This is a genomic window from Streptomyces sp. NPDC045021 (assembly GCF_056432645.1).
Genome location: NZ_JBWKIQ010000016.1, coordinates 119,925 through 144,410, shown reverse-complemented (window position 1 = coordinate 144,410; position 24,486 = coordinate 119,925). Strand labels below are relative to the sequence as shown.

At 70.2% G+C, this 24,486-nt stretch carries 23 protein-coding genes; 11 read left to right on the top strand and 12 right to left on the bottom strand.

Going from position 1 to position 24,486, the window contains the following annotated elements; translation table 11 throughout:
* Nucleotides 1–170: 170 nt before the first annotated feature.
* The 3 genes from cmk to der all read left to right on the top strand — a co-directional run bounded on the left by cmk (nt 171) and on the right by der (nt 3,008).
* On the top strand, nt 171–848 hold the full coding sequence (cmk, locus tag AC07DC_RS35710) for a (d)CMP kinase (protein WP_478918717.1): 678 nt from the start codon (nt 171–173) through the stop codon (nt 846–848).
* A gap of 68 nt (nt 849–916) precedes the next feature.
* A complete protein-coding gene (locus tag AC07DC_RS35705; RefSeq protein WP_478918760.1) occupies nt 917–1,501 on the top strand; it encodes a lysophospholipid acyltransferase family protein in 585 nt (194 codons plus the stop codon).
* Nucleotides 1,502–1,550: 49 nt separating this feature from the next.
* Entirely contained in the window at nt 1,551–3,008 is a 1,458-nt protein-coding gene (gene der / locus AC07DC_RS35700) for a ribosome biogenesis GTPase Der (protein WP_478918716.1), read from the top strand.
* A 48-nt stretch (nt 3,009–3,056) separates the two neighbouring features.
* Here the strand turns inward: der and AC07DC_RS35695 are convergent, their stop codons facing one another.
* The gene (locus AC07DC_RS35695; protein ID WP_478918715.1) at nt 3,057–3,302 is read right to left on the bottom strand and encodes a hypothetical protein; all 246 of its coding nucleotides are present in this window, start codon (nt 3,300–3,302) and stop codon (nt 3,057–3,059) included.
* Between the two features lie 200 nt (nt 3,303–3,502).
* The gene (locus AC07DC_RS35690) at nt 3,503–4,315 is read right to left on the bottom strand and encodes a hypothetical protein (protein WP_478918713.1); all 813 of its coding nucleotides are present in this window, start codon (nt 4,313–4,315) and stop codon (nt 3,503–3,505) included.
* A 487-nt stretch (nt 4,316–4,802) separates the two neighbouring features.
* On the opposite strand from AC07DC_RS35690, the gene AC07DC_RS35685 reads away from it, so the two are divergent.
* Together AC07DC_RS35685 and AC07DC_RS35680 are read left to right on the top strand one after the other, a co-directional pair.
* On the top strand, nt 4,803–5,318 hold the full coding sequence (locus AC07DC_RS35685; protein ID WP_478918759.1) for a transglycosylase family protein: 516 nt from the start codon (nt 4,803–4,805) through the stop codon (nt 5,316–5,318).
* A 180-nt stretch (nt 5,319–5,498) separates the two neighbouring features.
* Nucleotides 5,499–6,098 carry a LysM peptidoglycan-binding domain-containing protein gene (locus AC07DC_RS35680; RefSeq protein ID WP_478918711.1) on the top strand — a complete coding sequence of 200 codons (600 nt, stop codon included), beginning with the start codon at nt 5,499–5,501 and terminating at the stop codon, nt 6,096–6,098.
* On the opposite strand, the gene AC07DC_RS35675 is transcribed toward AC07DC_RS35680, so the two are convergent.
* From AC07DC_RS35675 to AC07DC_RS35665, 3 genes are read right to left on the bottom strand one after another with little or no spacing between them, the layout of a single operon-like run.
* Nucleotides 6,067–6,801: an ABC transporter ATP-binding protein gene (locus tag AC07DC_RS35675; protein ID WP_478918710.1), complete on the bottom strand. Its 735-nt coding sequence runs from the start codon at nt 6,799–6,801 to the stop codon at nt 6,067–6,069. The genes AC07DC_RS35680 and AC07DC_RS35675 overlap by 32 nt on opposite strands.
* Nucleotides 6,798–9,404 (bottom strand): ABC transporter permease subunit, encoded by a 2,607-nt coding sequence (locus AC07DC_RS35670; protein WP_478918709.1) that lies wholly within the window; start codon nt 9,402–9,404, stop codon nt 6,798–6,800. Before AC07DC_RS35670 ends, AC07DC_RS35675 begins: the two co-directional genes overlap by 4 nt.
* Before the next feature lies 1 nt (nt 9,405).
* Entirely contained in the window at nt 9,406–9,900 is a 495-nt protein-coding gene (locus tag AC07DC_RS35665; protein WP_478918707.1) for a hypothetical protein, read from the bottom strand.
* Nucleotides 9,901–9,978: 78 nt separating this feature from the next.
* Here AC07DC_RS35665 and AC07DC_RS35660 point away from each other — a divergent pair, with 78 nt between their 5' ends.
* From AC07DC_RS35660 to AC07DC_RS35650, 3 genes are all read left to right on the top strand, one after another.
* Nucleotides 9,979–10,536 (top strand): MTB12 C-terminal domain-containing protein, encoded by a 558-nt coding sequence (locus tag AC07DC_RS35660; protein WP_478918705.1) that lies wholly within the window; start codon nt 9,979–9,981, stop codon nt 10,534–10,536.
* Nucleotides 10,537–10,651: 115 nt separating this feature from the next.
* Nucleotides 10,652–11,980 carry an ABC transporter substrate-binding protein gene (locus AC07DC_RS35655; protein ID WP_478918758.1) on the top strand — a complete coding sequence of 443 codons (1,329 nt, stop codon included), beginning with the start codon at nt 10,652–10,654 and terminating at the stop codon, nt 11,978–11,980.
* A gap of 180 nt (nt 11,981–12,160) precedes the next feature.
* A complete protein-coding gene (locus tag AC07DC_RS35650) occupies nt 12,161–13,429 on the top strand; it encodes a glycosyltransferase (RefSeq protein ID WP_478918704.1) in 1,269 nt (422 codons plus the stop codon).
* Nucleotides 13,430–13,528: 99 nt separating this feature from the next.
* On the opposite strand, the gene ctaD is transcribed toward AC07DC_RS35650, so the two are convergent.
* Nucleotides 13,529–15,223: an aa3-type cytochrome oxidase subunit I gene (ctaD, locus tag AC07DC_RS35645; RefSeq protein WP_478918703.1), complete on the bottom strand. Its 1,695-nt coding sequence runs from the start codon at nt 15,221–15,223 to the stop codon at nt 13,529–13,531.
* A 174-nt stretch (nt 15,224–15,397) separates the two neighbouring features.
* Here ctaD and adh point away from each other — a divergent pair, with 174 nt between their 5' ends.
* Nucleotides 15,398–16,921, top strand: a complete 1,524-nt coding sequence (gene adh, locus AC07DC_RS35640; RefSeq protein WP_478918702.1) for an aldehyde dehydrogenase — start codon at nt 15,398–15,400, stop codon at nt 16,919–16,921.
* A gap of 644 nt (nt 16,922–17,565) precedes the next feature.
* On the opposite strand, the gene AC07DC_RS35635 is transcribed toward adh, so the two are convergent.
* Nucleotides 17,566–17,769: a hypothetical protein gene (locus AC07DC_RS35635; RefSeq protein WP_478918701.1), complete on the bottom strand. Its 204-nt coding sequence runs from the start codon at nt 17,767–17,769 to the stop codon at nt 17,566–17,568.
* 61 nt (nt 17,770–17,830) lie between these two features.
* Nucleotides 17,831–18,703 carry a S8 family serine peptidase gene (locus tag AC07DC_RS35630; RefSeq protein ID WP_478918756.1) on the bottom strand — a complete coding sequence of 291 codons (873 nt, stop codon included), beginning with the start codon at nt 18,701–18,703 and terminating at the stop codon, nt 17,831–17,833.
* Between AC07DC_RS35630 and AC07DC_RS35625 the strand changes: the two genes are divergently transcribed.
* Both AC07DC_RS35625 and AC07DC_RS35620 read left to right on the top strand, forming a co-directional pair.
* Nucleotides 18,593–18,892 (top strand): hypothetical protein, encoded by a 300-nt coding sequence (locus AC07DC_RS35625; RefSeq protein WP_478918768.1) that lies wholly within the window; start codon nt 18,593–18,595, stop codon nt 18,890–18,892. The genes AC07DC_RS35630 and AC07DC_RS35625 overlap by 111 nt on opposite strands.
* 636 nt (nt 18,893–19,528) lie before the next feature.
* Nucleotides 19,529–19,837 carry a hypothetical protein gene (locus AC07DC_RS35620; RefSeq protein WP_478918699.1) on the top strand — a complete coding sequence of 103 codons (309 nt, stop codon included), beginning with the start codon at nt 19,529–19,531 and terminating at the stop codon, nt 19,835–19,837.
* A gap of 218 nt (nt 19,838–20,055) precedes the next feature.
* On the opposite strand, the gene AC07DC_RS35615 is transcribed toward AC07DC_RS35620, so the two are convergent.
* From AC07DC_RS35615 to AC07DC_RS35600, 4 genes are read right to left on the bottom strand one after another with little or no spacing between them, the layout of a single operon-like run.
* Entirely contained in the window at nt 20,056–21,465 is a 1,410-nt protein-coding gene (locus AC07DC_RS35615) for a tyrosine-type recombinase/integrase (RefSeq protein WP_478918697.1), read from the bottom strand.
* The gene (locus tag AC07DC_RS35610) at nt 21,465–21,653 is read right to left on the bottom strand and encodes a helix-turn-helix transcriptional regulator (RefSeq protein WP_466423829.1); all 189 of its coding nucleotides are present in this window, start codon (nt 21,651–21,653) and stop codon (nt 21,465–21,467) included. The genes AC07DC_RS35615 and AC07DC_RS35610 overlap by 1 nt, the downstream gene beginning before the upstream one ends.
* 5 nt (nt 21,654–21,658) lie before the next feature.
* A complete protein-coding gene (locus AC07DC_RS35605) occupies nt 21,659–23,485 on the bottom strand; it encodes an ATP-binding protein (RefSeq protein ID WP_478918696.1) in 1,827 nt (608 codons plus the stop codon).
* Nucleotides 23,482–24,366: a bifunctional DNA primase/polymerase gene (locus AC07DC_RS35600; RefSeq protein ID WP_478918694.1), complete on the bottom strand. Its 885-nt coding sequence runs from the start codon at nt 24,364–24,366 to the stop codon at nt 23,482–23,484. The genes AC07DC_RS35605 and AC07DC_RS35600 overlap by 4 nt, the downstream gene beginning before the upstream one ends.
* Nucleotides 24,367–24,486 lie beyond the last annotated feature (120 nt).

Here is a 24,486-nt window from a genome sequence, read left to right as displayed (position 1 = left end):
CCGACGGGCCCCGCGGCCGGTTCCGCGGCCGGCCGGGACGGCTTCCGGCCGCCGGGGAGAACGGCTGTGGTACGTGTGCTGGTGCCCGGCCGGTAACCTTATGGGATGGCCTCCGGCGACAGCCGGGCCGTCCTCACCCCGTAACCGTGCCCAAGGAAGGCCCTCGCGCTGTGGAATCTCCGGTGATCGTCGCCATCGACGGCCCCTCGGGCACGGGTAAGTCCAGCACGTCCAAGGCCGTCGCGGCCAAGCTCGGCCTCAGCTACCTCGACACCGGCGCGCAGTACCGGGCGATCACCTGGTGGATGCTGAGCAACGGCGTGGACGTGAGCGACACCGAGGCCGTGGCCAACGCCTCCGCCAAGCCCGTCATCGTCTCCGGTACCGAACCCGTCGGCCCGACCATCACCGTGGACGGCGAGGACGCCTCCGGGCCGATCCGCACCCAGGAGGTCACCGCCGCGGTCAGCGCCGTCAGCGCGGTGCCCGAGGTGCGCACCCGGCTGGTCGGGCTGCAGCGCGCGGCCGCTGCCTCCGCGCCGGAAGGCATCGTCGTGGAGGGCCGGGACATCGGCACCACGGTGCTGCCGGACGCCACCCTCAAGATCTTCCTGACCGCCTCCGCCGAGGCCCGCGCGTCCCGGCGCAGCGGTGAGCTCAAGGGCGCGCAGAGCGTGCAGGCCACCCAGGACGCCCTGGTCAAGCGGGACGCAGCCGACTCCGGCCGCAAGACCTCGCCGCTGGCCAAGGCCGACGACGCCATAGAGGTCGACACCACCGATCTCTCCCTCGACCAGGTCATCGAGTGCATCGTCACCCTGATCGAGGAGAAGCGAGCGGCTCGGTGACGTCCCAGCACCTGACGGCGCCCGGCCCGCGCGGAGCGGCGGTCGGCCGCCGCATCGGCATTGGCCTGATGAACGGCCTGTGGCGGCCCCGCGTTCTCGGCGCCTGGCGGGTGCCGGCCCACGGGCCGGTCATTCTGGCGGGCAACCACTCGCACAACGTGGACGGGCCGATGATCATCGGCACCTCCCCGCGGCCCGTGCACTTCCTGGTCAAGAAGGAAGCGTTCATCGGCCCGCTGGACCCGTTCCTGCGCGGTATCGGCCAGCTCGCCGTCGACCGTGCCAGCGCCGACCGCACCGCCATCACCGCCGCACTCGGCGTGCTGGAGCGCGGCGGAGTGCTCGGGATCTTCCCGGAGGGCACCCGCGGGGACGGCGACTTCGCGGAGCTGCGCTCCGGGCTCGCGTACTTCGCGGTGCGCTCCGGCGCGCCCGTCGTACCCGTCGCGGTCCTGGGCAGCGCCCGCCAGGGACAGGTCATATCCGGGCTGCCACCCCTGCGCAGCCGTATCGACATCGTTTTCGGCGACCCGTTCCAGGCGGGCGACGGCAGCGGCCGACGGACCCGTACGGCGATGGACACCGCCACGTCGCGCATCCAGGAGCACCTCACCGCGCACCTGGCCCACGCCAAGCAAGCCACCGGCCGCTGAACCACATCAGGTACCGCAGCCACCACTGTTGATCGACGGAGAAGCTTTCATGGACAACCAGAACGAACACGGCGACGCCGGCGCGCTCGGCGAAGACGAGTACGCGGAGTTCATGGAACTCGCGGCGGAGGAGGGCTTCGACCTCGAAGAGGTCGCAGGCGACCTGGCGGCGGCGGGCCACGGCCCGCTCCCGGTCCTCGCCGTCGTCGGCCGCCCGAACGTCGGCAAGTCGACGCTGGTCAACCGCATCATCGGCCGCCGAGAGGCGGTCGTCGAGGACAAGCCGGGCGTCACCCGCGACCGGGTCAACTACGAGGCGAACTGGAACGGCCGCCGTTTCCGGATCGTCGACACCGGCGGCTGGGAGCAGGACGTCCTCGGCATCGACGCCTCCGTCGCCGCCCAGGCCGAATTCGCCATCCAGGCGTCCGACGCGGTCGTCTTCGTCGTGGACTCCACGGTCGGTGCGACCGACACCGACGAGGCCGTCGTCCGGCTGCTGCGCAAGTCGGGCAAGCCCGTGGTGCTGGCCGCCAACAAGGTCGACGGCCAGTCCGGCGAGGCGGACGCCGCCGCGCTGTGGAACCTGGGCCTGGGCGAGCCGCACGCCGTCTCGTCGCTGCACGGCCGCGGCACCGGCGACCTGCTCGACGCGATCATGGCCGTCCTTCCCGACGCCCCCGCGATGACCTTCGGCGAGGGCATCGGCGGCCCGCGCCGTATCGCGCTGATCGGCCGTCCGAACGTCGGCAAGTCGAGCCTGCTCAACCGGGTCGCCGGCGAGAACCGCGTCGTCGTCGACAAGGTCGCCGGCACCACCCGTGACCCGGTCGACGAGCTGATCGAGCTCGGCGGCATCACCTGGAAGTTCATCGACACCGCCGGTATCCGCCGCCGCGTGCACCTGCAGGAAGGCGCGGACTACTACGCGTCGCTGCGTACCGCCGCCGCGCTGACCAAGGCGGAGGTCGCGGTGGTCCTGATCGACACGACCGAGTCGATCAGCGTCCAGGACACCCGCATCATCACCATGGCCGTCGAGGCCGGGCGCGCCGTCGTCATCGCCTACAACAAGTGGGACCAGATCGACGAGGAGCGCCGCTATTACCTGGAGCGCGAGATCGAGCAGGATCTCGTCCAGGTCCAGTGGGCGCCGCGGGTGAACGTCTCGGCGCTCACCGGCCGTCACATGGAGAAGCTCGTCCCGGCGATCGAGGCCGCCATCGCGGGTTGGGAGACGCGCATCCCCACCGGCCGCCTCAACGCCTTCCTCGGCGAGCTGGTCGCCGGCCACCCGCACCCGATCCGCGGCGGCAAGCAGCCCCGCATCCTGTTCGGGACGCAGGCCGGCACCCGGCCGCCGCGCTTCGTGCTCTTCGCCTCGGGCTTCCTGGAGGCGGGCTACCGGCGCTTCGTCGAGCGCCGGCTGCGCGAGGAGTTCGGCTTCGTCGGCACTCCGATCCAGGTCTCGGTGCGGGTCCGCGAGAAGCGCGGCCGCAACAAGTAGTCCGGGTCGGTGGGAAGCGGGCCCCTGCGGCCCGCTTCCCACGACCTGTCAGAGCCCGTACATGCGGTTGTCGGTGCGGCCCGGCGGCAGCGCCGCGGCCGGACGGTTGCCGCGGTGCCGGCCGGGCGCGACGTCGTACGGCTGCTCGTGCCACGAGAACGCGTTGAACTGCATGGCCTCCTCACCGGAGCGGTCGCCCGGCAGGGCCCGGAACAGCCTGCGGTACTCCGAGTAGAGAGCGTCGTAGATCGGCGTGCCCGTGCCGACCCCGGAGGGCTCCTGCGCGCTGCGCATCGACGGAATCTGGCTCTGGTAGGGGGCTCGGGAGAAGGCGTCAAAGGTGTGCACGAATGTGCCAACGACTGCTTACCGTCCAAGATGCGGGCAGTGCGGGGTAAATGCGGATCTTTGGTCGCACGAGAAGGGGCGCGTACGGTTTTCCGTACGCGCCCCTTCCGTCGGTGGCGCCTCAGTTCGAACGCTCCGCCGCCCGCTCAGGTGCCCGAGAGCGGCATCGTCGCACCGACCAGCAGGCCGCGCCCGGACGCGCGTTCCAGCGCGTCCCGCATCAGGTCCTCGCGCGGCTGCCGGCCGATGGAGTCGGCCGGGGCCGCGTAGACGTACACCTCGTTGGTGCGGTTCACCGCACTGCGCCAGCCGTCGCTCACCTGCAGCGGCTGGTGGGCCTGCCACCAGGAGACAGCAGGGCCGCCGTTCGTGCCGGGCTGCAGGACCGCGTGCAGCTGGCCCATGGCGAGCAGCACCGACCAGCCGCTCAGGGCCGGCGGCGGCACCGCCAGGTCGAGCTGGGGCATGAAGCCCTGCTCGATCATGAGCGGGAGGAAGTCGTCCCCGTCGGCCGTGGACCCCGGGCGGCTGATGGCGCCGGTCGGCTCGACCACCAGGGCCGGGCGGAGCGTTCCCTCGACCAGGACGAGCCCGCAGGTGATGCCCAGCACCGCCTGGCGCGGCGTGGCCGCGGTCTCCCGCGCGCCGTCCACCAGGGCGGACACGGGGCCGCCGGCCGCGTCGTCCGCGGTGATGCTGCGCACCGCGCCCTGGAGCTGCTCCTCCGAGACCGGCACCACCTGGGAGGGGATGCAGGTGGCGTGGGCGAAGGCGAGCACCGCGGTCTCGTCGCTGACGAACAGGACGGTGCTGGTGCGCTCCTGGCCGGTGTCGCCGGGGGTGCGGCAGGAGGTGCAGTCGTACGTCCCCGGGGCGTTCTCCCCGGCGAGCAGGCGCGTGGCCTCCTCCTCGCCGATCTCGGCGCGTACCTCGGCGCTGACGTCGAGCATGGGCGGCACGGAGGCCTCCTTGACTGTGCGGCTGCGGTTTGCTGCGCAGGGCGTTCCCCGGCGCATAGTGACAACGGACGACCTGTGGTGAGGGTCACGCCCTGTGGCCCATCCGATCCCGCCGCCGGGTGCGCAGGGTGACGGATTACCCGGAAGGGCTCACTCCATGTCGAACCTCCGCACGGAGGGAAGTTCCTGCAGCGGTGAGCTGAGTCACAGCCGGCTCGGGGCCAATACCGATTTAGCCTGACAAGGACGCGTCAACCGGGCGGCGAAAATACGTCCTTACTTCGGGTAACCGTCAAGTGGCCTGCAACGAACCGGATTTGGTTGATTCGGGGCACCTGGGGTGTCTAGGTTCTCGGCTCGTGTGCAAAGTGCACCGCCCGGGTTCGGACGGGCACCGGCGTTCGACGCGCCGGTGGACGTTCTTGAAGGCACGAGGGGGAACCCCGGGTCCGTGGAGAGGAAATCCATGGTCTTGGCCAAGTACCGAATGATCGCTGTGCTCACCGGCGTGGCGGCACTGAGCCCGCTGGCCGTCCTGGCCGCGGGTGGGCAGGCCGCGGCAGCCGACAGCGGAGTGTGGGACCGCATCGCCCAGTGCGAGAGCGGCGGCAACTGGCACATCAACAACGGCAACGGCTACTACGGCGGACTGCAGTTCGCCGCCGGAACCTGGCGGTCGAACGGTGGCACGCAGTACGCCCCGACCGCCGACCGGGCCTCCCGCGAGCAGCAGATCGCGATAGCGACCAAGGTGCAGCGGTCGAGCGGCTGGGGAGCGTGGCCGGTCTGCGCGCGCCGTGCCGGAGCGTACGGCAGCGCGCCGTCCGCGGGCACCCCCAAGGCGACGCCCCCGAAGACGAAGACGGTGCGGCCGAAGGCGCAGCAGCCGCGGGCCGCCGAGCAGCCGAGCCGCGGCCAGGAGCGCGCCGCGATCGCGGTCACGTCCGGGGCGGCGGGAGCTCCGCTGGCCGTCCGACTGCCCGCCTGGTGGCCCAACTGGTGACGTCCTCCGCGGCGTGACGACCCGGCGCGACGTCCGGCGCGACGTCCGGCGTTGATGGTGGCTCGCGGTGGTTGCTCCGACCGGGTGGGGTGCCCGGCGCGCCGGGCGCGGCGCGGGCCGGAAACGGACGGGACGTGCTTAGCGTGACCCGCTATGAACGACCAGTCCTCATTTCATCGCATGAACGTACTTGTCGGGCGCCGGGCGATGGTCCTCGCGGCAGCCGCCGCCACCGTCCTGGCCGCTCTGCTCCCGCTCTCCGCCGCGTCCGCCCGCGCCGACACCCCACCGGCGCACGGCGACACGCCCCCCACCACCGGAGCCGCCGTCCACGCGGGCACCCCGGAGGTCCCCCGCCCAGCGGTGTGGGAGAGCCTCGCGATGTGCGAGAGCAGCGGCGACTGGCACATCAACTCCGGCAACGGCTACTACGGCGGCCTGCAGTTCTGGCAGCCGACCTGGGAGGAGTTCGGCGGCCTGAAGTACGCACCGCGGGCCGACCTGGCCACTCCGGCCCAGCAGATCGCCGTGGCCCAGGAGGTACTGCGGGCCCAGGGCTGGTCCGCCTGGCCGGTCTGCGCCAAGAAACAGGGCCTCACCGGCCGGGTGCACGTCGTCGAGGCGGGCGACACCCTGCAGTCGGTCGCCACGCGGTTCAAGGTGAGCGGCGGCTGGCAGGAGCTGTACCGGGTCAACCAGAAGGCGATCGGCTCCGACCCGGACCAGCTCGACGTGGGCACGACGCTGCTCATTCCGGACGCTCAACGGGCTCGCCTGTGAACACCACAGCCCCGCGCCGCAGTTCGTGGACCACGGTGGTCGCCGGGCGCAGCGCGGCGGGCAGCCGCTGCTCCGCCACGACGACGGTGCTCCCGTCGCCCGCCGTGAGGCCCGCCAGCGCCCCGTAGGCGCGGTCCGCGGCCCCGGGTGACAGCCCGAGGCCCGGCTCGTCCAGCAGGACGAGCCGGGCCCGGGTCAGCAGCGCGCGGGAGAGCGCCAACATCCGCTGCTCGCCGCCGGAGAGCGTCCCCGCCCGGCGGCCGAGCAGCGGGCGCAGCTCGGGGAACACCTCGAACACCGCGAGCGCGCGCTGCCGGCTGCCGTTCCGACCGGCGGCCGGCGATCCGGGGTCCAGCGATCCGGGGCCCGCGCCGGGTCCTGGCCCGTCGTCCGTGAACAGCGCCAGGTTCTCGGCCACGGTCAGCGAGCCGAAGACCGGGCGCCGGTCCGGTACGAATGCCAGCCCGAGCCGCGCCCGCCGGTGCGCAGGCAGCCGCGTCACGTCGGTGCCCCGCCACAGCACCCGGCCCGCGCTCAGCGGCACCGAGCCCGCCAGCGCGCGCAGCGCGGTGGTGCGCCCCGCGCCGTTGGGGCCGAGCAGCACGGTGACGCTGCCGCGCGGGACCGCCAGGTCGACCCCGTGCAACGCCTCCAGCGGGCCGTAGCGCACCCTCGCCCCGTGCAGCGCGATCTCGATGCTCATCGCGAGCCCCACGTCTCCGGCGCGGTCTCCGGCGCCGCCGCCGGCCTCGGCGGGGTGGAGAGCACCGTGCCGGGCGGGCCCGCCGCGGTGATCCGACCGTCGGCCATCACGTACACGATGTCCGCGAGCGCGCCGACGAGTTCGAGGTCGTGCTCCACGAGCAGCAGTGCCATGCCGTCGGCGGCCAGCGCGCGCAGCACGTCGCCCAGCGCCCCGACCTCGGCGCTGTCGAGTCCGGCGGCGGGCTCGTCGAGCAGCAGCACCCGGGGCGCGCCCGCCAGCGCCCGTCCCAGCTCCACCCGGCGCAGCGTGCCGGTCGGCAGGCCCGCGGCGGGCGCGTCGCGTACGGGTCCCAGCGCGAGCAGCCGCAGGATCCGTTCGACCGCCTCCGGGTCGCGTACGGCGCCCTGTTCCGCGCCGATCCTGATGTTCTCGGCGACGCTCAGCCCCGGGAAGACGGCCAGTTGCTGGAAGGTGCGGGCCAGTCCGAGCCGGGCCCGGCGGTGCGGCGGCAGCCGGGTGATGTCCCGGCCGTCCAGCAGCACCCGGCCGCGCTGCGGGCGGGCCGTTCCGCACAGGCAGTCGAACAGCGTGCTCTTGCCGGCCCCGTTCGGCCCGGTCAGCGCCGTCACCCGGCCGGGCGGCACGATCAGGTCGACTCCGTCGACGGCCGCGATGCCGTCGTAGCTCAGCGATATCCGCCGCGCGGTCAGCCGTGCTCCGCCGGCTGCCGCGGCCCCGCGGGCCTTTCCGCGGCGGGTCGGGAGCCGTCCGCGGCCGCGCGGCGGCGGGACAGCCGCGACGGGAGGGTGGTGTCCGAGCCGCAGGAGGGCGGGGAGGCCGCCGGGGGTGCGGCCGAGCACGACGGCGAGGACTCCGACGGCCGCGGCGGCGACGCCTTCCTTCGTGCCGGCGTCGAGGCCGACGAGGAGGGCCGCAGCGGCCATCGCGCCCAGCGGGCTGTCCGCGCCCAGGACGAGCACGGCGGCGAACCACAGCAGCCCGCGCAGGGGGTCGAAGGCCGCGACGTCGAAGGCCCGGACGCCCATTCCGAGCAGCCCGCCGCCCAGTGCCGCGAACCCCGCACCCGCCACGAACGTGCACAGCTTCAGAACGGGCACCGGCACCCCCGCCGCCGCGGCGCCCGCCTCGTGATCGCGTATCGACGCCAGGGCGCGGCCCGTCCTGCCACGGCGCAGCAGGTGCACGGCGGCCAGCGCGGCGGCCAGCAGGACGAGTTCGAGGACGTAGTAGGCCCGGTCGGCGGTGAACCCGGCCGGGCGCCGCAGCTCGAGCCCCGAAGTGGCGTACGGCTGCGCGAAGACGAAGCGGCTCACCGCGACCCCCACCGCGAACGTCGCCAGCGCGAGCGCCAGGCCGCGGCGCCGGACGGCGGGCGCACCGGTCAGCAGCCCGAGGGGAGCGACGAGGAGCACCGCGAGGGCGAGCGCGGGCAGTTCGGGGAGCGCGGGCACCGCGGGAAAACGGCCGGCCGCGAGCAGCGCGGTGAACAGGGCGCCGAGCCCGGCGTAGGCGGCCTGCCCGAGGGAGATCTGGCCGCCGAGACCGGTGACCACGACCAGCGAGAGCAGGATCAGACCCATGGCGGGGACCTGGACGGAGGTGGTCAGATCGGTGCCCGCCAGGCCGAGCGGCAGCAGGAAGAGGATCCCGCAGACCGCCCACGCCCAGGGCGGGGTCCGGAACCGGGCGGTGACCGGTGGCGGGGGAGCGGCGCCCGGCGACGCCTCACCGATCGCGGGCATCAGCAGGGCCGCCATCAGCAGCGCGACCACGAAGAGGTTGGCGCCCACCGCCTGCAGCAGCGGCTCCTGCCAGCTGCCCCGCGGATGCAGCCGGGTGAGCTGGCTCTGCCCGACGCCCACCGCCAGTGCGACACCGACCGCCACCGGCAGGCTGCGCATCCCGGCGGCGACGGCGACCGCCATCGTCTCCATGACCAGCAGCGACAGCCCGTACGGATCGAGCCGCAGATACGGCGCGAGCAGCACCCCGCCCAGACCGGCGGTGAAGGCACCGAACGCCCAGCCGGCCGCCGCGACCCGGTCCGCGTCGATCCCGCCCAGCACGGCGAGCCGCCGGTCGTCGACGACCGCCCGCAGCCGGGTACCGAACCGCGTCCAGCGGGTGACGGCGCCGACCGCGCCCGCCAGCGCGGCCACCGCGGCGAGCTGCGCCCAGGGATCGTCCGGCACGATGACGGGCGCGTCGCCGCGTGCGTCGCCTCCCCACGCCAGGTACGCGGCCCCGACCAGCAGGACGAACACCCCCAGCGTGGCGACGAGCGTCTCGGCCGGGCCCGCCTCGCGGGCCGCCAGCGGCCGGAACACGGCGCGGTCCAGCGCCAGTCCGATGCCCGGCGCGACCACCAGCAGGCTGAAGGCGGCAGCGGGCGCGAGCGGCCAGCCGTGGACCACCACCAGCTCCCGCAGGACGTACGCGGTCACCATCGCGATGGCGCCGTGCGCGAGGTTGAACACCCCTGTCGCGCGATAGGTGACCACCAGACCGATACCGGTGAGCGCGGCGGCGCTCCCGACCGAGAGCCCGGCGAGGGTGAGGTCGTAGGTCAGCGACGCCACGTCAGCGGCCCGGCTCGCACACCGGGCACGGCGTCAGGGCCCTGGACCTGATGTCACCGGGCGCGGCCGGCGCCGCCTCCGGCTTGCCCTGCACCAGCGGGCAGTCGGGGCGGTGCAACAGGGTGCCGCCCGGGACCGCGACGGGCGGGCCGGTGGAAGCGGCGACCGGCCCGGCCCCCGCGCCGTCCACCGCCGGCTCCGCCGCCCGGGCCCCGGCGCCGGGCGCAGCCTCTCCGAGCGGCGTCCGCTCCAGCGGGCCGGGCGGCCGGGCGATCAGCAGCGCGCCCGCCACGATGAGGGCGGCGCCGGGGATCGACGAGGAGGCGAGGTACGGAATCTGACGCTCCGCGTACCTCTCGCCCGCGACCCCGTACCAGCCGAGCACGCACAGCACGGCGCCCGCCGCGAGAAGGAGCCAGCCGGCCCGGTGTACGTACGCGCCCCACGGGACGAATGCGGGTGTGGCGTCATCTTGCTTCTCACCGCGTATGGGCATGTTCACCGATTAGCGCCAATATGCCGTTGGGGGCAATACCCCGAACCGTACGGTCCGAGCCGGGGGATGGTGGGGCACATGGTCCGTTCCGCACGCGCGACGCTGGTCGCGATGGCGTTGACCACGGCGATGCTGGTCGCCCTGACCGGTTGTGGGGGCGGCGGGGATGGCGGGGACACGCCGTCGAAATCACCGACCTCCGCGTCCGGCGGCCCGACCGGCGCCCCCTCGGACACGGCTTCGACCATGCCCTCGACCACCGGCGGCTCCCCGCCGGCGGACAGCGGCGCGGCCGAGCAGCAGATCCGGCAGAACTGGGAGAAGTTCTTCGCCCCGGGCACGAGCATCCCCGAGAAGAGCAAGCTGCTGGAGAACGGCGACCAACTCGGGCTGCTGCTCGCCGCGTTCTCGGGCGACCCCCGGGTCGGACAGGTCCGGGCGAAGGTCAGCCAGGTCCATCTCACCTCGGCCACGGCCGCCGAGGTGACGTACACGCTCTCGCTGGAGGGCAATGACGTGCTGCCGAACACCCTGGGCACGTCCGTGCTGCAGGACCAGGTGTGGAAGGTGTCGGTCAAGAGCCTCTGCGCCCTGACCGCCCTCGACTCCGGCGGCACTCCCGCGCCGGGCTGCTGACCGTCCGGTGACAGCCTCGCCCCGTACGCCGACGGCCTCGTCCCGTACGTCGATGCATTCGTCCCGTACACCGACGGTCTCGTCCCGTACGACGATGCCCTCGTCCCGTACGCCGATGGCCTCGTCCCGTACCGCCGTGGTGGCGCTCGCTCTCGCCGCGGCCCTCGTCGCGGCGGGCTGCGGCAGCCGGCTGCCGGAACGCGACTTCGCCGACCCGCCGTCCGCGACGGCCTCCACTCCGGCGACGGTCCGCGTCGGGATCGTCACGAGCGCCACCAGCCCGGTCGGCGGGGGAGCGTTCAGCGGGCCGCGGGACGGCGCGCTCGCCTACCTCGACGCGCTCAACGCCAGGGGCGGCGTCAACGGGCACCGGGTGGAGGCGGTCACCTGCGACGACGGCGGCAGCGGGGTGGGCAACAACGAGTGCGTACGCCGACTTGTCGACCAGGACAAGGTGTTCGCCCTGGTGGCGACCAGCGCCCTCGACTACGCCGGAGCCTCGTACGTGAGCGGCAAGGGTGTTCCCGACATCGGCGGCATCCCCATCGGCACGGCGTACGACACCTATCCGCACCTGTACGGCATCTACGGCAGCGACGCCCCGCGCGAGGGCACCCCCGGCTGGGGCGGCACGCTGTACGCGGGCACCGAGGTCTACCGCTGGTTCAAGGACCGGCAGCAGGCCCGCACCGCCGCCGTCGTCTACTACAACCAGTCCGCCTCGGCGCGGTACGCGCAGCAGCTTCTGCAGGGGCTGCGCGCCGAGGGATACAAGACGATCAGTGAACAAGTCGACTTCGCCCTGCCCAACTTCCGCGCCGTCGCCGCCGATCTGCGCGCCCGCGGTGTCGACATCCTCTTCGACGCCATGGACACCCACGGCAACGGCCAGCTGTGCCGGGCCATGCAGGCGGCCGGTGTCACGGTCTCCGCCAAGGTCACCAACGTCCAGAACTGGGCGTCGACCGTGCCTGCCGACTACCAGGACGCGGCCGGCTGCCGGAACGCGCTGTGGGCCACCTCGGCCAGCCGCAACTACGACGAGACGGGACAGCCGGCCGTCGCCGCCTTCCGCGACGGCATGACCGCCTGGCAGCGCGCGCACGGCAAGGACGCCGGGCAGTTCTCCCAGTGGCAGCTGGAGGGCTGGGCCGCCGCGATGTGGCTCACCGACGCCCTCACCGGCTGCACCGCGGGCGGGGCGGCCGCGGACCGCGGCTGCGTCGAGCGGTTCATGGACCGCGCGCAGCCCTACGACGCCCGGGGACTGCTGGCTCCCGTCACCTTCGCCGCGCTGCCGGATCCGCCCGCCACCCGCCGCACCTGCCTGTCCGTCGCCCGCTGGTCGGACGGCGCGCCGGGCGGCCACGGCGGCTGGGTCACCCAGGGCGGGGACATGGACAGCGACTGCCTCACCGTGCCCCAGCTGCCCTACCGCCCCTAGTGCCTGTCCGGCGGTGTCCAGCCGCAGCCACCCCTTGGGCGTGACCGTCACCCCTTGGGCGTGACCGTCACCCCTTGGGCGCGGCCGGGGAAATGGGCCAGATCTTGCTATCGTCCGTCTGTCGTCCGCGGACGACGAAGGGCGGGGGATCCGCCGGGCAACGGGGAGACACACAAACGCATGCGCATCTCATTCCTGATCCACAACGCGTACGGAATCGGCGGCACCATCCGGACCACGTGCAACCTCGCCGGCAAGCTGGCCGAGCGGCACGATGTGGAGATCGTCTCCGTCTTCCGGCACCTGGACGAGCCGCTGTTCGCCTACGACCCCCGCGTCCGGCTGCGGCACCTGGTCGATCTGCGCAAGGACAGCCAGGACTCCGACCTCGACGATCCCCGGCGCCGCACCCCCGCCACGGTCTTCCCGTCGTCCGACCGCCGTCACGACCACTACAGCGCCCTCACCGACGAACGGATCGCCCGCCACCTGGCGCGGTTGGACGCGGACGTCGTCGTCGGCACCCGCCCGGGGCTCAACGTGCACATCGCCCGGCAGGCCCCGCGCACCATGGTGCGCGTCGCCCAGGAGCACCTCACCCTGGACACCCACTCCACCAAGCTCGTCCTCCTGCTGCGGCGGCTGTACCCGCGGCTGGACGCGGTGGTCACCACGACCGCGGCCGATGCCGCCGCCTACCGCCGCCGGATTCCGGGGGTCCGGGTCACCCCGGTGCCCAACAGCGTGCCCGCCTCCGGCACCGATCCCTCGCCGTGCACCGAACCGGTCGTGGTTGCCGCCGGCCGGCTGGCCCCCGCGAAGTGCTACGACGACCTGATCCGGGCCTTCGCCAAGGTCTCCGCGGAACGGCCGGACTGGACCCTGCGGCTGTACGGCGCGGGCGCAGAGCGGAAGAAGCTGGCCGACCTCGTCGTCGAGCTCCGGGCGCAGGACGCCGTCCAGCTGATGGGACCCGCCTCGCCGCTGGAGCCGGAGCTGGCCAAGGCGTCGATCCTGGCCGTCTCCTCCAGCATGGAGTCCTTCGGCATGACGATCGTCGAGGGCATGCGGGCCGGCCTGCCCGTCGTCAGTACCGACTGCCCGCTCGGCCCGCGGGAGATCATCTCCGACGGTGTGGACGGCCTGCTGGTACCGCCGCGCGACATCGACGCGATGGCGGCCGCCCTGTTGCGGCTGATCAACGACGACGAACTGCGCGCCACGATGGGCCGCGCGGCATCGGCCAAGGGCGAGCAGTACGACCCGGACCGCATCGCCCGGCTGCACGAGACCCTCTTCCAGCGGCTGCTCGACACGCGGGCCCGGCGCGGCGGTCGCGGGCGCGCCGCCGTGGTGTCGGCCGGCGGACAACTGCTGGGCGCCGCGTACACCGTCGGCGACGTGGCGCTGGCAGCGGGACGCAAGGCCCGGCGGACGCTGCGGAAGTGACGCAGGGTGGCCTGACTGCGGGTCGGTGAGGGCGGGTCGGTGACTGCGGGTCGGTGACGGCGGGTCAGCCGGGCCGGCCGGTCAGCCGGGCCGGCCGGGTCAGTGAGGCTTGTCCAGTGGCGCTTTGTCGGCGTCCAGCACCGATGGCGCCATGCCCACCACTTCCGGGTGGTGCAGATCGAAGGCGGGGGATTCGGAGCGAATCCTCGGCAGCGTCGCGAAATTGTGCCGGGGCGGCGGGCAGGAGGTGGCCCACTCCAGGGAGCGGCTGTATCCCCAGGGATCGTCGACCGTCACCTTCTCGCCGTACTTCGCCGTTTTCCAGACGTTGTAGAGGAACGGCAGCGTCGACATTCCCAGCAGGAACGCGCCGATCGACGAGATCGTGTTGAGCGTGGTGAATCCGTCGGCGGCCAGGTAGTCCGCGTAGCGGCGCGGCATTCCCTCGACGCCCAGCCAGTGCTGCACCAGGAACGTGATGTGGAATCCGAAGAACAGCGTCCAGAAATGGATCTTCCCCAGCCGCTCGTCCAGCATCTTCCCGGTGAACTTCGGCCACCAGAAGTAGAAACCGGCGAACATCGCGAACACCACGGTCCCGAAGACGACGTAGTGGAAATGCGCAACGACGAAATAGGTGTCGCTGACGTGGAAGTCCAGCGGCGGGGAGGCAAGAATGACGCCGGTCAGCCCGCCGAAGAGGAAGCTCACCAGAAAGCCGATCGACCACAGCATCGGCGTCTCGAACGACAGTGAACCGTTGATCATCGTGCCGATCCAGTTGAAGAACTTCACTCCGGTCGGCACCGCGATCAGGAACGACATGAACGAGAAGAACGGCAGCAGCACGGAGCCGGTCACGAACATGTGGTGGGCCCACACCACCATGGAGAGCCCGGTAATGGCCATGGTCGCGCCGACCAGCGTCAGATAGCCGAAGATCGGCTTGCGCGAGAACACCGGGAGGATCTCCGAGATGATCCCGAAGAACGGCAGCGCGATGATGTAGACCTCCGGATGGCCGAAGAACCAGAACAGGTGCTGCCACAGCAGCGCCCCGCCGTTCTGCGGCGCGAACACCATCGAGCCGAAGCGCCGATCGGACTCCAGCACCAGCAGCGCCGCGGCCAGCACCGGGAACGCCATCAGGACCATGATCGAAGTGAACAGGACGTTCCAGGTGAAGATCGGCATCCGGAACATCGTCATGCCGGGCGCGCGCATTCCGATGATCGTGGTCAGGAAGTTCACCGCACCGAGGATCGTGCCGAAACCGGCCAGCGCCAGTCCCATGATCCACATATCGGCGCCGACTCCGGGCGAGCGGATCGCGCTGTTCAACGGCGCGTACGCGAACCAGCCGAAGCCGGCGGGCCCGTCCGGGACGAGGAAGCTGCCCAGGACGATCAGCGCTCCGAAGAGATACAGCCAGTACGAGAACATGTTGAGCCGCGGAAACGCGACATCGGGCGAACCGATCTGCAAGGGCATGATCTCGTTCGCGAAACCGGCGAAGGCCGGCGTCGCGAAGAGCAGCAGCATGATTGTGCCGTGCAGCGTGAACAACTGGTTGAACTGCTCGTTCGACATGAACTGCAGTCCGGGGCGGGCCAGCTCGGCGCGCATCATCAGCGCCATCAGCCCGGCCGCCAGGAAGAACCCGAATGACGTGATCAGATAGAGATGGCCGATCTTCTTGTGATCGGTCGTGGTGAGCCAGTCCACCACCACGCCGCCCGGCCGCCGTTCACGCGCGGTTCCGGTTGCGGCCTCCTCTTTCGCAGGTGCCGTCATTGGCGTCCCTTCCCTGCCGACCGCTGTCCGACGCGTGTCAGTTAAACGCGCAAGACCCCATCATGCTCGCCGACCTGACCGTCACGCGAGAGTGCGTAAGCCATCTGGCCGAGCGCGTTCACTAGCAGTAGCGTGCGCGGCATCAGCTCTCGGCACGACCAAAGGAGCAGGCTCATGACGGTCTATCAGCCCCCTGGAAACTCTGGAAGCCCCGCCTCCTTCCCCTCCCGTTACGAGAACTGGATCGGTGGCGAATGGACCGCCCCGGTCGAGGGAGGTTATTTCGAGAACCCGACGCCGGTCACCGGTCAGGCGTTCGTGGACATAGCCCGCTCCACCGCCGCGGACGTGGAACTCGCCCTGGACGCGGCGCACTCGGCGGCGCCCGCGTGGTCGCGTACCGCCCCCGCCGAACGGGCGGCCCTCCTCAACCGCATCGCCGACCGGATGGAGCAGCACCTCACCGAACTGGCCGTCGCCGAGGTCTGGGACAACGGCAAGCCGGTCCGTGAGGCGCTGGCCGCCGACCTGCCGCTGGCGATCGACCACTTCCGCTACTTCGCCGGTGTGCTGCGCGCCCAGGAGGGGGCGATCTCGCAGATCGACGAGGACACCATCGCCTACCACTTCCAGGAGCCGTTAGGAGTGGTCGCGCAGATCATCCCGTGGAACTTCCCGCTCCTGATGGCCGTCTGGAAGCTCGCCCCGGCGCTCGCGGCCGGGAACTGCGTGGTCCTCAAGCCGGCCGAGCAGACCCCGGCCTCGATCATGTACCTGATGGATCTGGTCCAGGACCTCATCCCGCCGGGCGTCGTCAACGTCGTCAACGGCTTCGGCACCGAAGCCGGCAAGCCGCTCGCCTCCAGCCCCCGCGTCGCGAAGGTCGCCTTCACCGGCGAGACCACCACCGGCCGGCTGATCATGCAGTACGCGAGCCAGAACATCATCCCGGTCACCCTCGAACTCGGCGGCAAGAGCCCCAACATCTTCTTCGCCGACGTCGCGTCCGCCCCCGACGAGTTCTACGACAAGGCCCTCGAAGGCTTCACGATGTTCGCCCTGAACCAGGGCGAGGTCTGCACCTGCCCGTCCCGGGCCCTCATCCAGTCGTCGATCTACGACAGCTTCCTCGGCGACGCCCTGGAGCGCACCCGCTCGATCCAGCAGGGCAACCCCCTCGACACGGGCACGATGATCGGCGCCCAGGCCAGCAACGACCAGCTCGAGAAGATCCTCTCCTACATCGACATCGGTACCGCGGAGGGCGCCAAGCTCCTCACCGGCGGCGAACGCGTCGACCTCGGCGGCGCCCTCTCCGGCGGCTACTACGTGGCCCCGACGATCTTCGAGGGCGACAACAGCATGCGGATCTTCCAGGAGGAGATCTTCGGCCCCGTCGTCTCCGTCACCCGCTTCGACCAGCTGGACGACGCCGTCTCCATCGCCAACGACTCCCTCTACGGACTGGGCGCCGGCGTCTGGACCCGCGACATGAACACCGCCTTCCGCGCCGGCCGCGCCATTCAGGCCGGCCGCGTCTGGACCAACTGCTACCACGCCTATCCGGCCCACGCGGCCTTCGGCGGTTACAAGAACTCCGGCATCGGCCGCGAGAACCACAAGATGATGCTCGACCACTACCAGCAGACCAAGAACCTGCTGGTCAGCTACAGCCCGAACGCACTGGGCTTCTTCTAGGCCGAGCGAGAGGCCCTCCCAGCTGCGAAAACGCAGCCCGGAGGGCCTCAGTCCGTTCCAACGACCGGTGTTCGCACAAGAATCGAAAGGACGGCAATGTCTCGCCCTGTCTCACCCGATTCCCGCCGTTGACCAGCAGTTCCGGACCAGGCTCGGTCCAGAGCGACTGAGGTGAGGGGGAGCGCCGCGCGGAATGCCTGCAGGAGCGGCCGTGCTTTCCCTACGGGTTCAAGGCACCCGGCTGCGCTGCCGCTCCGCCGGGCGCGCTTCCCGGCTCTGGCCCGCGCGTGCGCTCCTGCCTCCGGCCCGCTTCGCGCTGCCGCCGCCGACGCGCGCCGGCTGGATTGGCCCGAGGGCGCGAGACGAGACCCGATCGCCAGCCAAAGACATGCCTCCGGCGGGGCGCTCAGGCTCCGGGATGGATGGGGCTTCGTTGGCGAGTGCGGCTGAATCGTGGCGGGCGTCGGGGCTCCCATCCCGACGGACGACGGTCAGCCCGCCGCCCTGCACACGTCTCATGCAGACCGCATACCGCCGGGGCCACAGTCCGTAAGCCCCAACAACAACACGTATTCAAGGTCAGCGTGAGGTCCCGTGTCGGGTGAGACCATCACAGATTCGATTACCAAACTCCTGGTCAGCTCCTACACGTACGGGTAGATCGCGGGATTGGAGTAGACCCCTTCCACGCCGTCGGAAGCCGCTGGGCCCTCAAGGCGTTCAGCGGCTTGCTCCGACACGAGAAGCACATACTTGCCCTGGTCGGCGTTGAGGGGCACAAGGCCGTACTCTTCGTCGATCTCGTCAGCGGCAAGATCCAGGAGGTCTCGAACCTGCCTGAAAGTCATGCCAGGCGGTATGGTCACAGTGACGAGAAGTGTGCGACCGTTGATCATTCTGCACCACCAGTTAATCGGACGGAAGTTTCTCGAGTAGCGCTAGGACGTCAAGGACCCCATACCCGTAATCGTCGTCGAAGCCCAAACCGTTACGGCTACGCGCTGTGTGCGTAATCACCTGCCGCATCGCTTCGGGGCTCAGCGATCCCGCTGACCAGCGGGATCGCAGCGCCGCGACGACGCCGGCCGCTAGGGGGCAGGCTGTCGAGGTCCCGGTATCCGGGAGGCCCACACCACGCGCCTGGGAGCCGAGAAAGTGAGTGTATGCGCATATATCTGGCTTATGGCGGGAGAGTCGTCCTGGCCCCTGTGACGAGTACCCCACCCTGTCCCCGTTGACATCGACGCCTCCGATCGAGAGCGCTTGTGGGTGCGAGTTAGCACCCACGATGGGGCGACTCGTATAACTGCACGTGGCTGACGCGCATTCCCTCCCGCAGTTACCGGCGGCGAACAGGACATCCGCTCCTGCGCTCTCCAGGTTCGTTACAGCCTGGTTAAACGGATGGACGAGGCTGTCGGAGTAGTTACCGGGATGGCCGGGGGGGAAGTCCCATTGCGGCTTGTAAGGCCCCCAGCTGTTGCTCACCACCAGTCGACCGCCTTCGGGCATCGACTCAAGTACGTGCCGAAGGTGCGCGTACGCCCGAACAGCATCAGACAGTAGCCCTTCCATTACAGTCCGGCCCGGCGCTTGGGATCGCAAGACTGAAAGGTCAAGGAGTTCGGCTTTCGGGGCTGCGATGAGCACATTAAAGGCACACATGGTCCCGTGTCCTACAGGGAAGCGCCCCGGAACGTGCGGAACTCCAGAGGGGCTCCAACTGCGATCCTCGTCGACCCTGACATCCTGGTGCGATTCGCCAAGTTGTGCAGCGTTGATCCCGGTATCTACGATCGCAACGGCGACCCCATTGCCGTCGAGACCTCTCTTACGAAGATCGGCAACGTGGAGCGCGTGGTGTACGTCTTCCCACGTGCCTACGGGATCTTGACCTTCTGGGCAATTCGGGAGCACGTCGATGACTGGGTCGGAGAATACGCCGACGATCTCTGGATGATGCGTACTTAGTATCACTAGCCGTTGCGCGACCTCATCATCCGCGATCTCTCCGCGGACCAACACGCTGGCTTCGTCGGGTTCCATTGAGAAGGTCAATGGCTGTCGCAACGACAGGGGGTCGCCACCCTCCAGCTTGGGAAGGGGCATCGGCATGGCAAGCGGTGGATACGACGGGTCTAGCTGTAGGCCCGACATATAGCCCGCAACGTCCTCAGCAGTCTGCTTGCCCGGTGCGTCGATGACCGCAGAGGTGACGTCCGGGGCTAGCCGTATCTGCACTAGAACACGCATAAGCACCCACCTGCGTCGGAACCACACGTCTTGATCGTAAGCATGACTTAGCAGCCGCACACCTGGCGAGAGGAGCTAGCCCGAACGGGTGAAACCGCGCGTGGGCCCGGCTGACGCGATGTGCCTCTCTTGCACTGGGTACCTATGGGGCTGACGACGGTCAACAGGTGGGCTGACGCCACGTCGCGAGGTTCGACGTCAGGTCCTCTTTTAACTGGTCACGGCGCCAAGTGCCCCTGGATCAGGGGTGATTCCCAAGCTCAGGTCCCTCGTGAGCTCAATGAGCTCTGGGAGCGGACCTCGCTGGAAGCCGCAGAACTTGCCGCTGGCACTCTTGATCCCGACTGCGCGCGCATGGTTGAACTCTTCCCCGTTGAGCCCTTGCTGGAGACCGATGCCGTCCTCGACACATTCGAGGCGGAGTTGTCCACAACTGCCGGCGCAGACGACGCGCAGGTCTTCGCCGTAGTGGAGCGTGTCGTCCTTGCGCTGAACGCGGTGAACGGGGCTCACGGCGAATGCGCCTTCGAGACCGATGAGCGCGAACAGTTGTGTGCCTACATCGATGAGGCCCTCACGGAGCAGGGAGTCGATGTCGCAGCCCTGACCGCCAGGCGCGGCCTCGGCCAGTTCGATCTCACGGACCAGTGGCGAGACTGGTGAGCGGCTCCTCGACGTGAGAGGTCAGGTTGGCTGTGGTCGTCTCAGTTTCCGTCTCGTTCGCCACCGTACGGCTCGGTTCAGGGCCGTACGCATCGCTGCCGCGTCTGTCGCTCAGAACGGGCCTGAAGGCAGATGAACCCAGGCGAATAGGCCACCGACCAGGGCAAACAGGCTTGGAAAGAGTGCGGGCCCCCATGTCAGCCGCAGAAGCCTGGCGGTCATGGGGTGGGTTGTGCGCCGGAACCGCTCACGGTCGGCTCAGACCACTCCTTCATAGCGTCATCGATCCGCCGGTTGGCTCGGTCGCGTCCCTGGGCCAGCACCTTGGCGTAGATGCGGAACATCACCGACAGGCTGTGGCCGGCTCGGCGGGCGCACTCTGCTGGGTCGACGCCGGAGCTCAGCCAGAAGGAGATGCCAGCGTGGCGTAAGTCGTACGGCCTCTTCGCCAGTTGGGACGTCTGCTCCTGGTCGGACAGCACGATGCTACGGGCCTTCTTCCACGTTTTGCCGTAGGCGGCGGACTGGACGTACAGGCCTTTGCCGCTGCGGAAGAGGCGACCGTCGGGCGCGGTGCCGTACCGATCGAGGTGGGAGCGAAGCATGGCGACGAAGGCGGGAGGGATCGGGACTGGCCGTGTCTCCTTGGGGGCCCGGTGCTTCAGCGGATGTTCCTCGTGGGCGTTTCCGTGGTTCGTCCATTCGCGCCCGCTGAGCACGGTGCCGCCGCGCAGGGTGAGCAGTCCCCAGCCAGAGTCGGGAAGGTGGCACTGAGATAGCTGGAGCTGGATGGCTTCGGCCGGACGCATCGCTGCGTAGTAGAGGGCGCCGAAGAACGCTTCGAGGTGTGGACCGCGCCCTCCCTGATCGCGGACCGCGGCGAGGAGCTGAACCACCTGGGCCGGATTGGGAACGCCTTCAGGATCCAGCTCGTCCGTGACCTTCGGTGCTCGCCATTTCACGGCCAGGAGCGGGTTGACGTTCATCGTGAAGTAGCCGCGCTCGACGGCGAGTCCTAGGGCGTCGCTGAGCGTGGCGCGCTTGCGAGTTGCCGTCTTTCCCGCTGCTGGGGTGCCGTCGACCTTGCGGGTCAGAGCGTCGAGAGCGCGCCGCAATATGATCGGGTCCTCAAGATCGCGGACAGGCAGAGATTGCCGCTCAATCCAGTCGAGCGCTCGGCGCCAATCATCCGGGGGAGCTGCCTTCCAGGCGTTCTTGTTGTAAGCCCAGCTGTATAGCGCCCGACGTAAGACGCCGGCGTCGGGCCTGCCTGCTTCGGACTTCACCAGCGTCGGCGTGATGGTGGCCAGCGCGTCGGCGAGAGTTCGGCGGGAGTTGCCAGGGGTTCGGTCCCACTTCTGGTCGATGTAGTCCTGAGCATGTTGGTACCAGGTGATGCCGTGTTGCCGTGCTCGCAGTTCTGAGGCCGGCAGGCCGGTGTCGACGTCGAAGGGTTCGCCGCGGCGGGCGGACGACATGAGGGTGGAGCGGCGGCTATCCGCGAGGCCTTTGGCGATGAAGGATTCAGACTTCTCTCTGCCGTTGACCGTCCACCGAACCTGGTAGGGCTTGCGGCGGTCGGGGCGTTCGCGGATCTCCCAGAACTTGACGTCGTAGCTCATGGTCATCAGTTGTCCCTGTCCTCGCATTGCGCCCACCACTCGTCGACGGCGGAGCGTCGGAAGCGCAGCTGGCCGTTGGGGAGCTTGGCGCACTTGGGAGCCTGGCCACGGGCGCGCATGCGGTAGAAGGCGGCACGGGACATATCGAGCTCTTCCAAGACCTCGGCGAGTTTCAGACGTGGGTCACGGCGCAAGGCGATCAGTCCTCCTTCGGGACGTGCGGAGTGGCGTGGGTCGGGTTGCAGTCGCGGTGAAAGCGACTGCTTGAAGTGGCCTGCGCGGGGTCTAGGGGGAGTGCGCAGCCGGTGCATGAGGTAGGCCCAGAGAGAAGTTGCAAATCAGCACCCGGAGCACCCGCAGCACCCGCACTTTCGTGTTCGAGCAGGTCAGAGAGGGTGTCGGATGCGGGTGCTGCGGGGCCTCCAGCACCCGGATTTTCGGCAGTCGGGTGGGCGCGGGTGCTGGGGCCTGCGCTAGCACCCGCAGAGTTGTGCAGGTCAGCAGGGGTTGCGGGTGCTGCGGGCGCTCCGGGCGCTGTTTCGCGCCTTCTCTCTGCTGGGGTCAGGCGGTAGAGGCGAGAGCGGTTGCCGTTGGGCTGGCGCTGGGTGTCGTCGACCTCGATGCCGACGGTCCGCAGGGCGGGGGCGAGGCGCTTGAGTTGGCCGGCGGCGCGGGTGGGGTCCTTTGGCCATTTCTTCGGGAGCTTTTCGGGGGTGGGGACGACTTCGAGGAGCTCGTGGGCGGTGAGGGTGAGCCCGTCGGGGCCGGCGGCGCGCAGGAGTTCGATAACGGCCTGGGCGAATGGTTCGCCTTCGAGGACGTCGGCGACGGCGTCGCTGGCTGTGGCGGCGTAGGTGGCGGTGGTGTGCCAGCCGGTGACGTGGTCCACGGCGGCTAGGACGCGGGCGAAGTCGGCCATACGGGGCCGCTCGGTCAGCCGCACGTCCGGCAGAGCTTTGAGGACCTTGGCCAGCAGATCGAAGAGGCTAGCCAGGATCGCGGGGTGGGCCTCGGCGTAGACCGAGTCGAGTTCGGCTTCTTCCCGGCGCTTGCTGTCGGGGATGAGCTGCAGCTCGATGGTCAGCAGCCGCTCGGCCAGGTCGCCCGCCAAAGCGCCGGCGTCGATGGTGGTCATGGCCAGCACCCGGCGGAACTCCAGCACAACGACGTCGTCGTCGGAGTACAAGGCGCGGTCGACGACGCCGTCGCCGGTGACGGCTCGGCACAGGGCGTCGGAAAGCCAGTCGGCGATTTGGGAGACGTTGTCTATGCAGAGGGCCCAGGAGTTGAACGCCTGCACCGACCAGGACTTCAGGTCGCGCGGTGCGGTGCGCTTGGGGGCGCCGGAGGGGTCGATGATGCCGATGACCATGGCGGCACCCTTGGACTTGCCCGTGCCTTGCTCGCCTCGGAAGGACAGGATCGGGTGAGGCAGGTCCGGGATGAAGGCGGCGACCATCCACGCGACCAGGAGGTGAAAGCCGTCCTCGGTAGTGTTCATCAGGCCGCTGAGCTTGGCCAGGCCGTCGCCGTCGCTTACTGGTGCCGGCAGGGGCTTCATCGCGCCGGAACGGCGGAAGACCACGGGTGAGGTGGCCAGGCGCTGCCAGCCGTGGGGGCTGACGGCGACGCAACCCCCGTCAGTGGTGCCGAGGTCGACGATGATGCGGTCGTGGTGGCGGGCGACGCGCAGTTGGGGGACTTGGGGGTCGGCCACGGCGGCGATTCCTTCCAGAACGGTCATGGCGTCCGCGAGAGCGGATTGCGACGGGACGGTGCCGCCGGTGGTGTCGGTGAATACCCGGGCGAGCTGGGAGCGCAGGCCGGCTTTGCCTCGGAGCGGGAGGGCGATGTTGGGGCCGTCGCTCTTGATGCCGTAGGGGCGGCCGTCCTCGGACATGAACAGCCAGTACCGCTCGCGGGCCAGGACCACGAGCTGGGACGCCTGGGAAGGGCCCTTCTTACTGGGGTCCACGCCGTTGTCGGCGAGCAGCTGCGCGGCGACGGCGGCGGTGGTGGTGCTCATACGTGGCTCCGGGTGGTGCGTGATGCGGAGTCGACGGTGGCGCGGGCCTCTGATTCGGGCAGGCCGACCAGGACCGCGGCATCCACGAGCGCGGCCGCCACGCCACGTACGTCCGGTCCGCTGTGCTGGAAGGCCCGGCAAGCAGCCCAGTACAGACGCCCGTTCCGCTGCCCCTCCTGGGAGTCGAGGACGAACTGCACCAGAGCGGTGTCCTGCTTTCCGGAAGCCGCGGGCCGGAGGCTATGGGGGCCCGCAGCGCGGGGCGAGGGGAGCAGAAGCTGCAGGAGGGCGTCAGGTGTTGGAGCGGCGGGCAGGTGGGGAGAGTTGGGGGCCTGGGTGTAGCGGCCGGCGGTGGTGAGGGAGCCGGGGCCGACCAGGTAGCCGCCTGATCCGCGTACGTCGATGCCGGGGGCGAGGCCCTTGCGTGGTGTGCCGACGGAGTTCGGCACAGGGACGTCGGCGGGGCCGGCCAGCCAGAGGTGGCGGCCGCCGCTGGGGGTGAGGATGGTTACGGTCTCGGGGACGGCGAAGCCGTGCTGCTGGGCGACGTCGTCCAGGGCGGTGATGCCGTTCAGGCCGTTCTTGACGTCCAGGTCGAGGCCGATGAGGTGGTGCGGGGCCCGGCCGCAGGCGATGCCGTAGCCACTTGCCCACGGGGCTGCGGCGAACAGGGCGTGTACGGCGCCGGGTTCGGTGGTGGCGTCGTGGATGCCGTGGCCGATCTGGCCGCATTCACCTCTGCAGGGGGAGGGGCGGCGCTCGCCGCGGTGGGGGGAGCGCACGGCGGGCAGTTTGGTCCGGGACAGCGGGATGACGGGGAGACCACGTGCTGCGGCCAGGAGGGCGGCGGCCACGGCGTGGCGATGGTCGCGGTGTGACACCGGCAGGTGCTCCTCAATTTCGCTACGGACAGTGATGGCGGAGGTGGGTGTCAGGGAGAGTTCGGGCGCGTTGGGCAGCTGTCAGCCCGGTGCAAGATCAGCTGTCTGACAGGTGTCGGA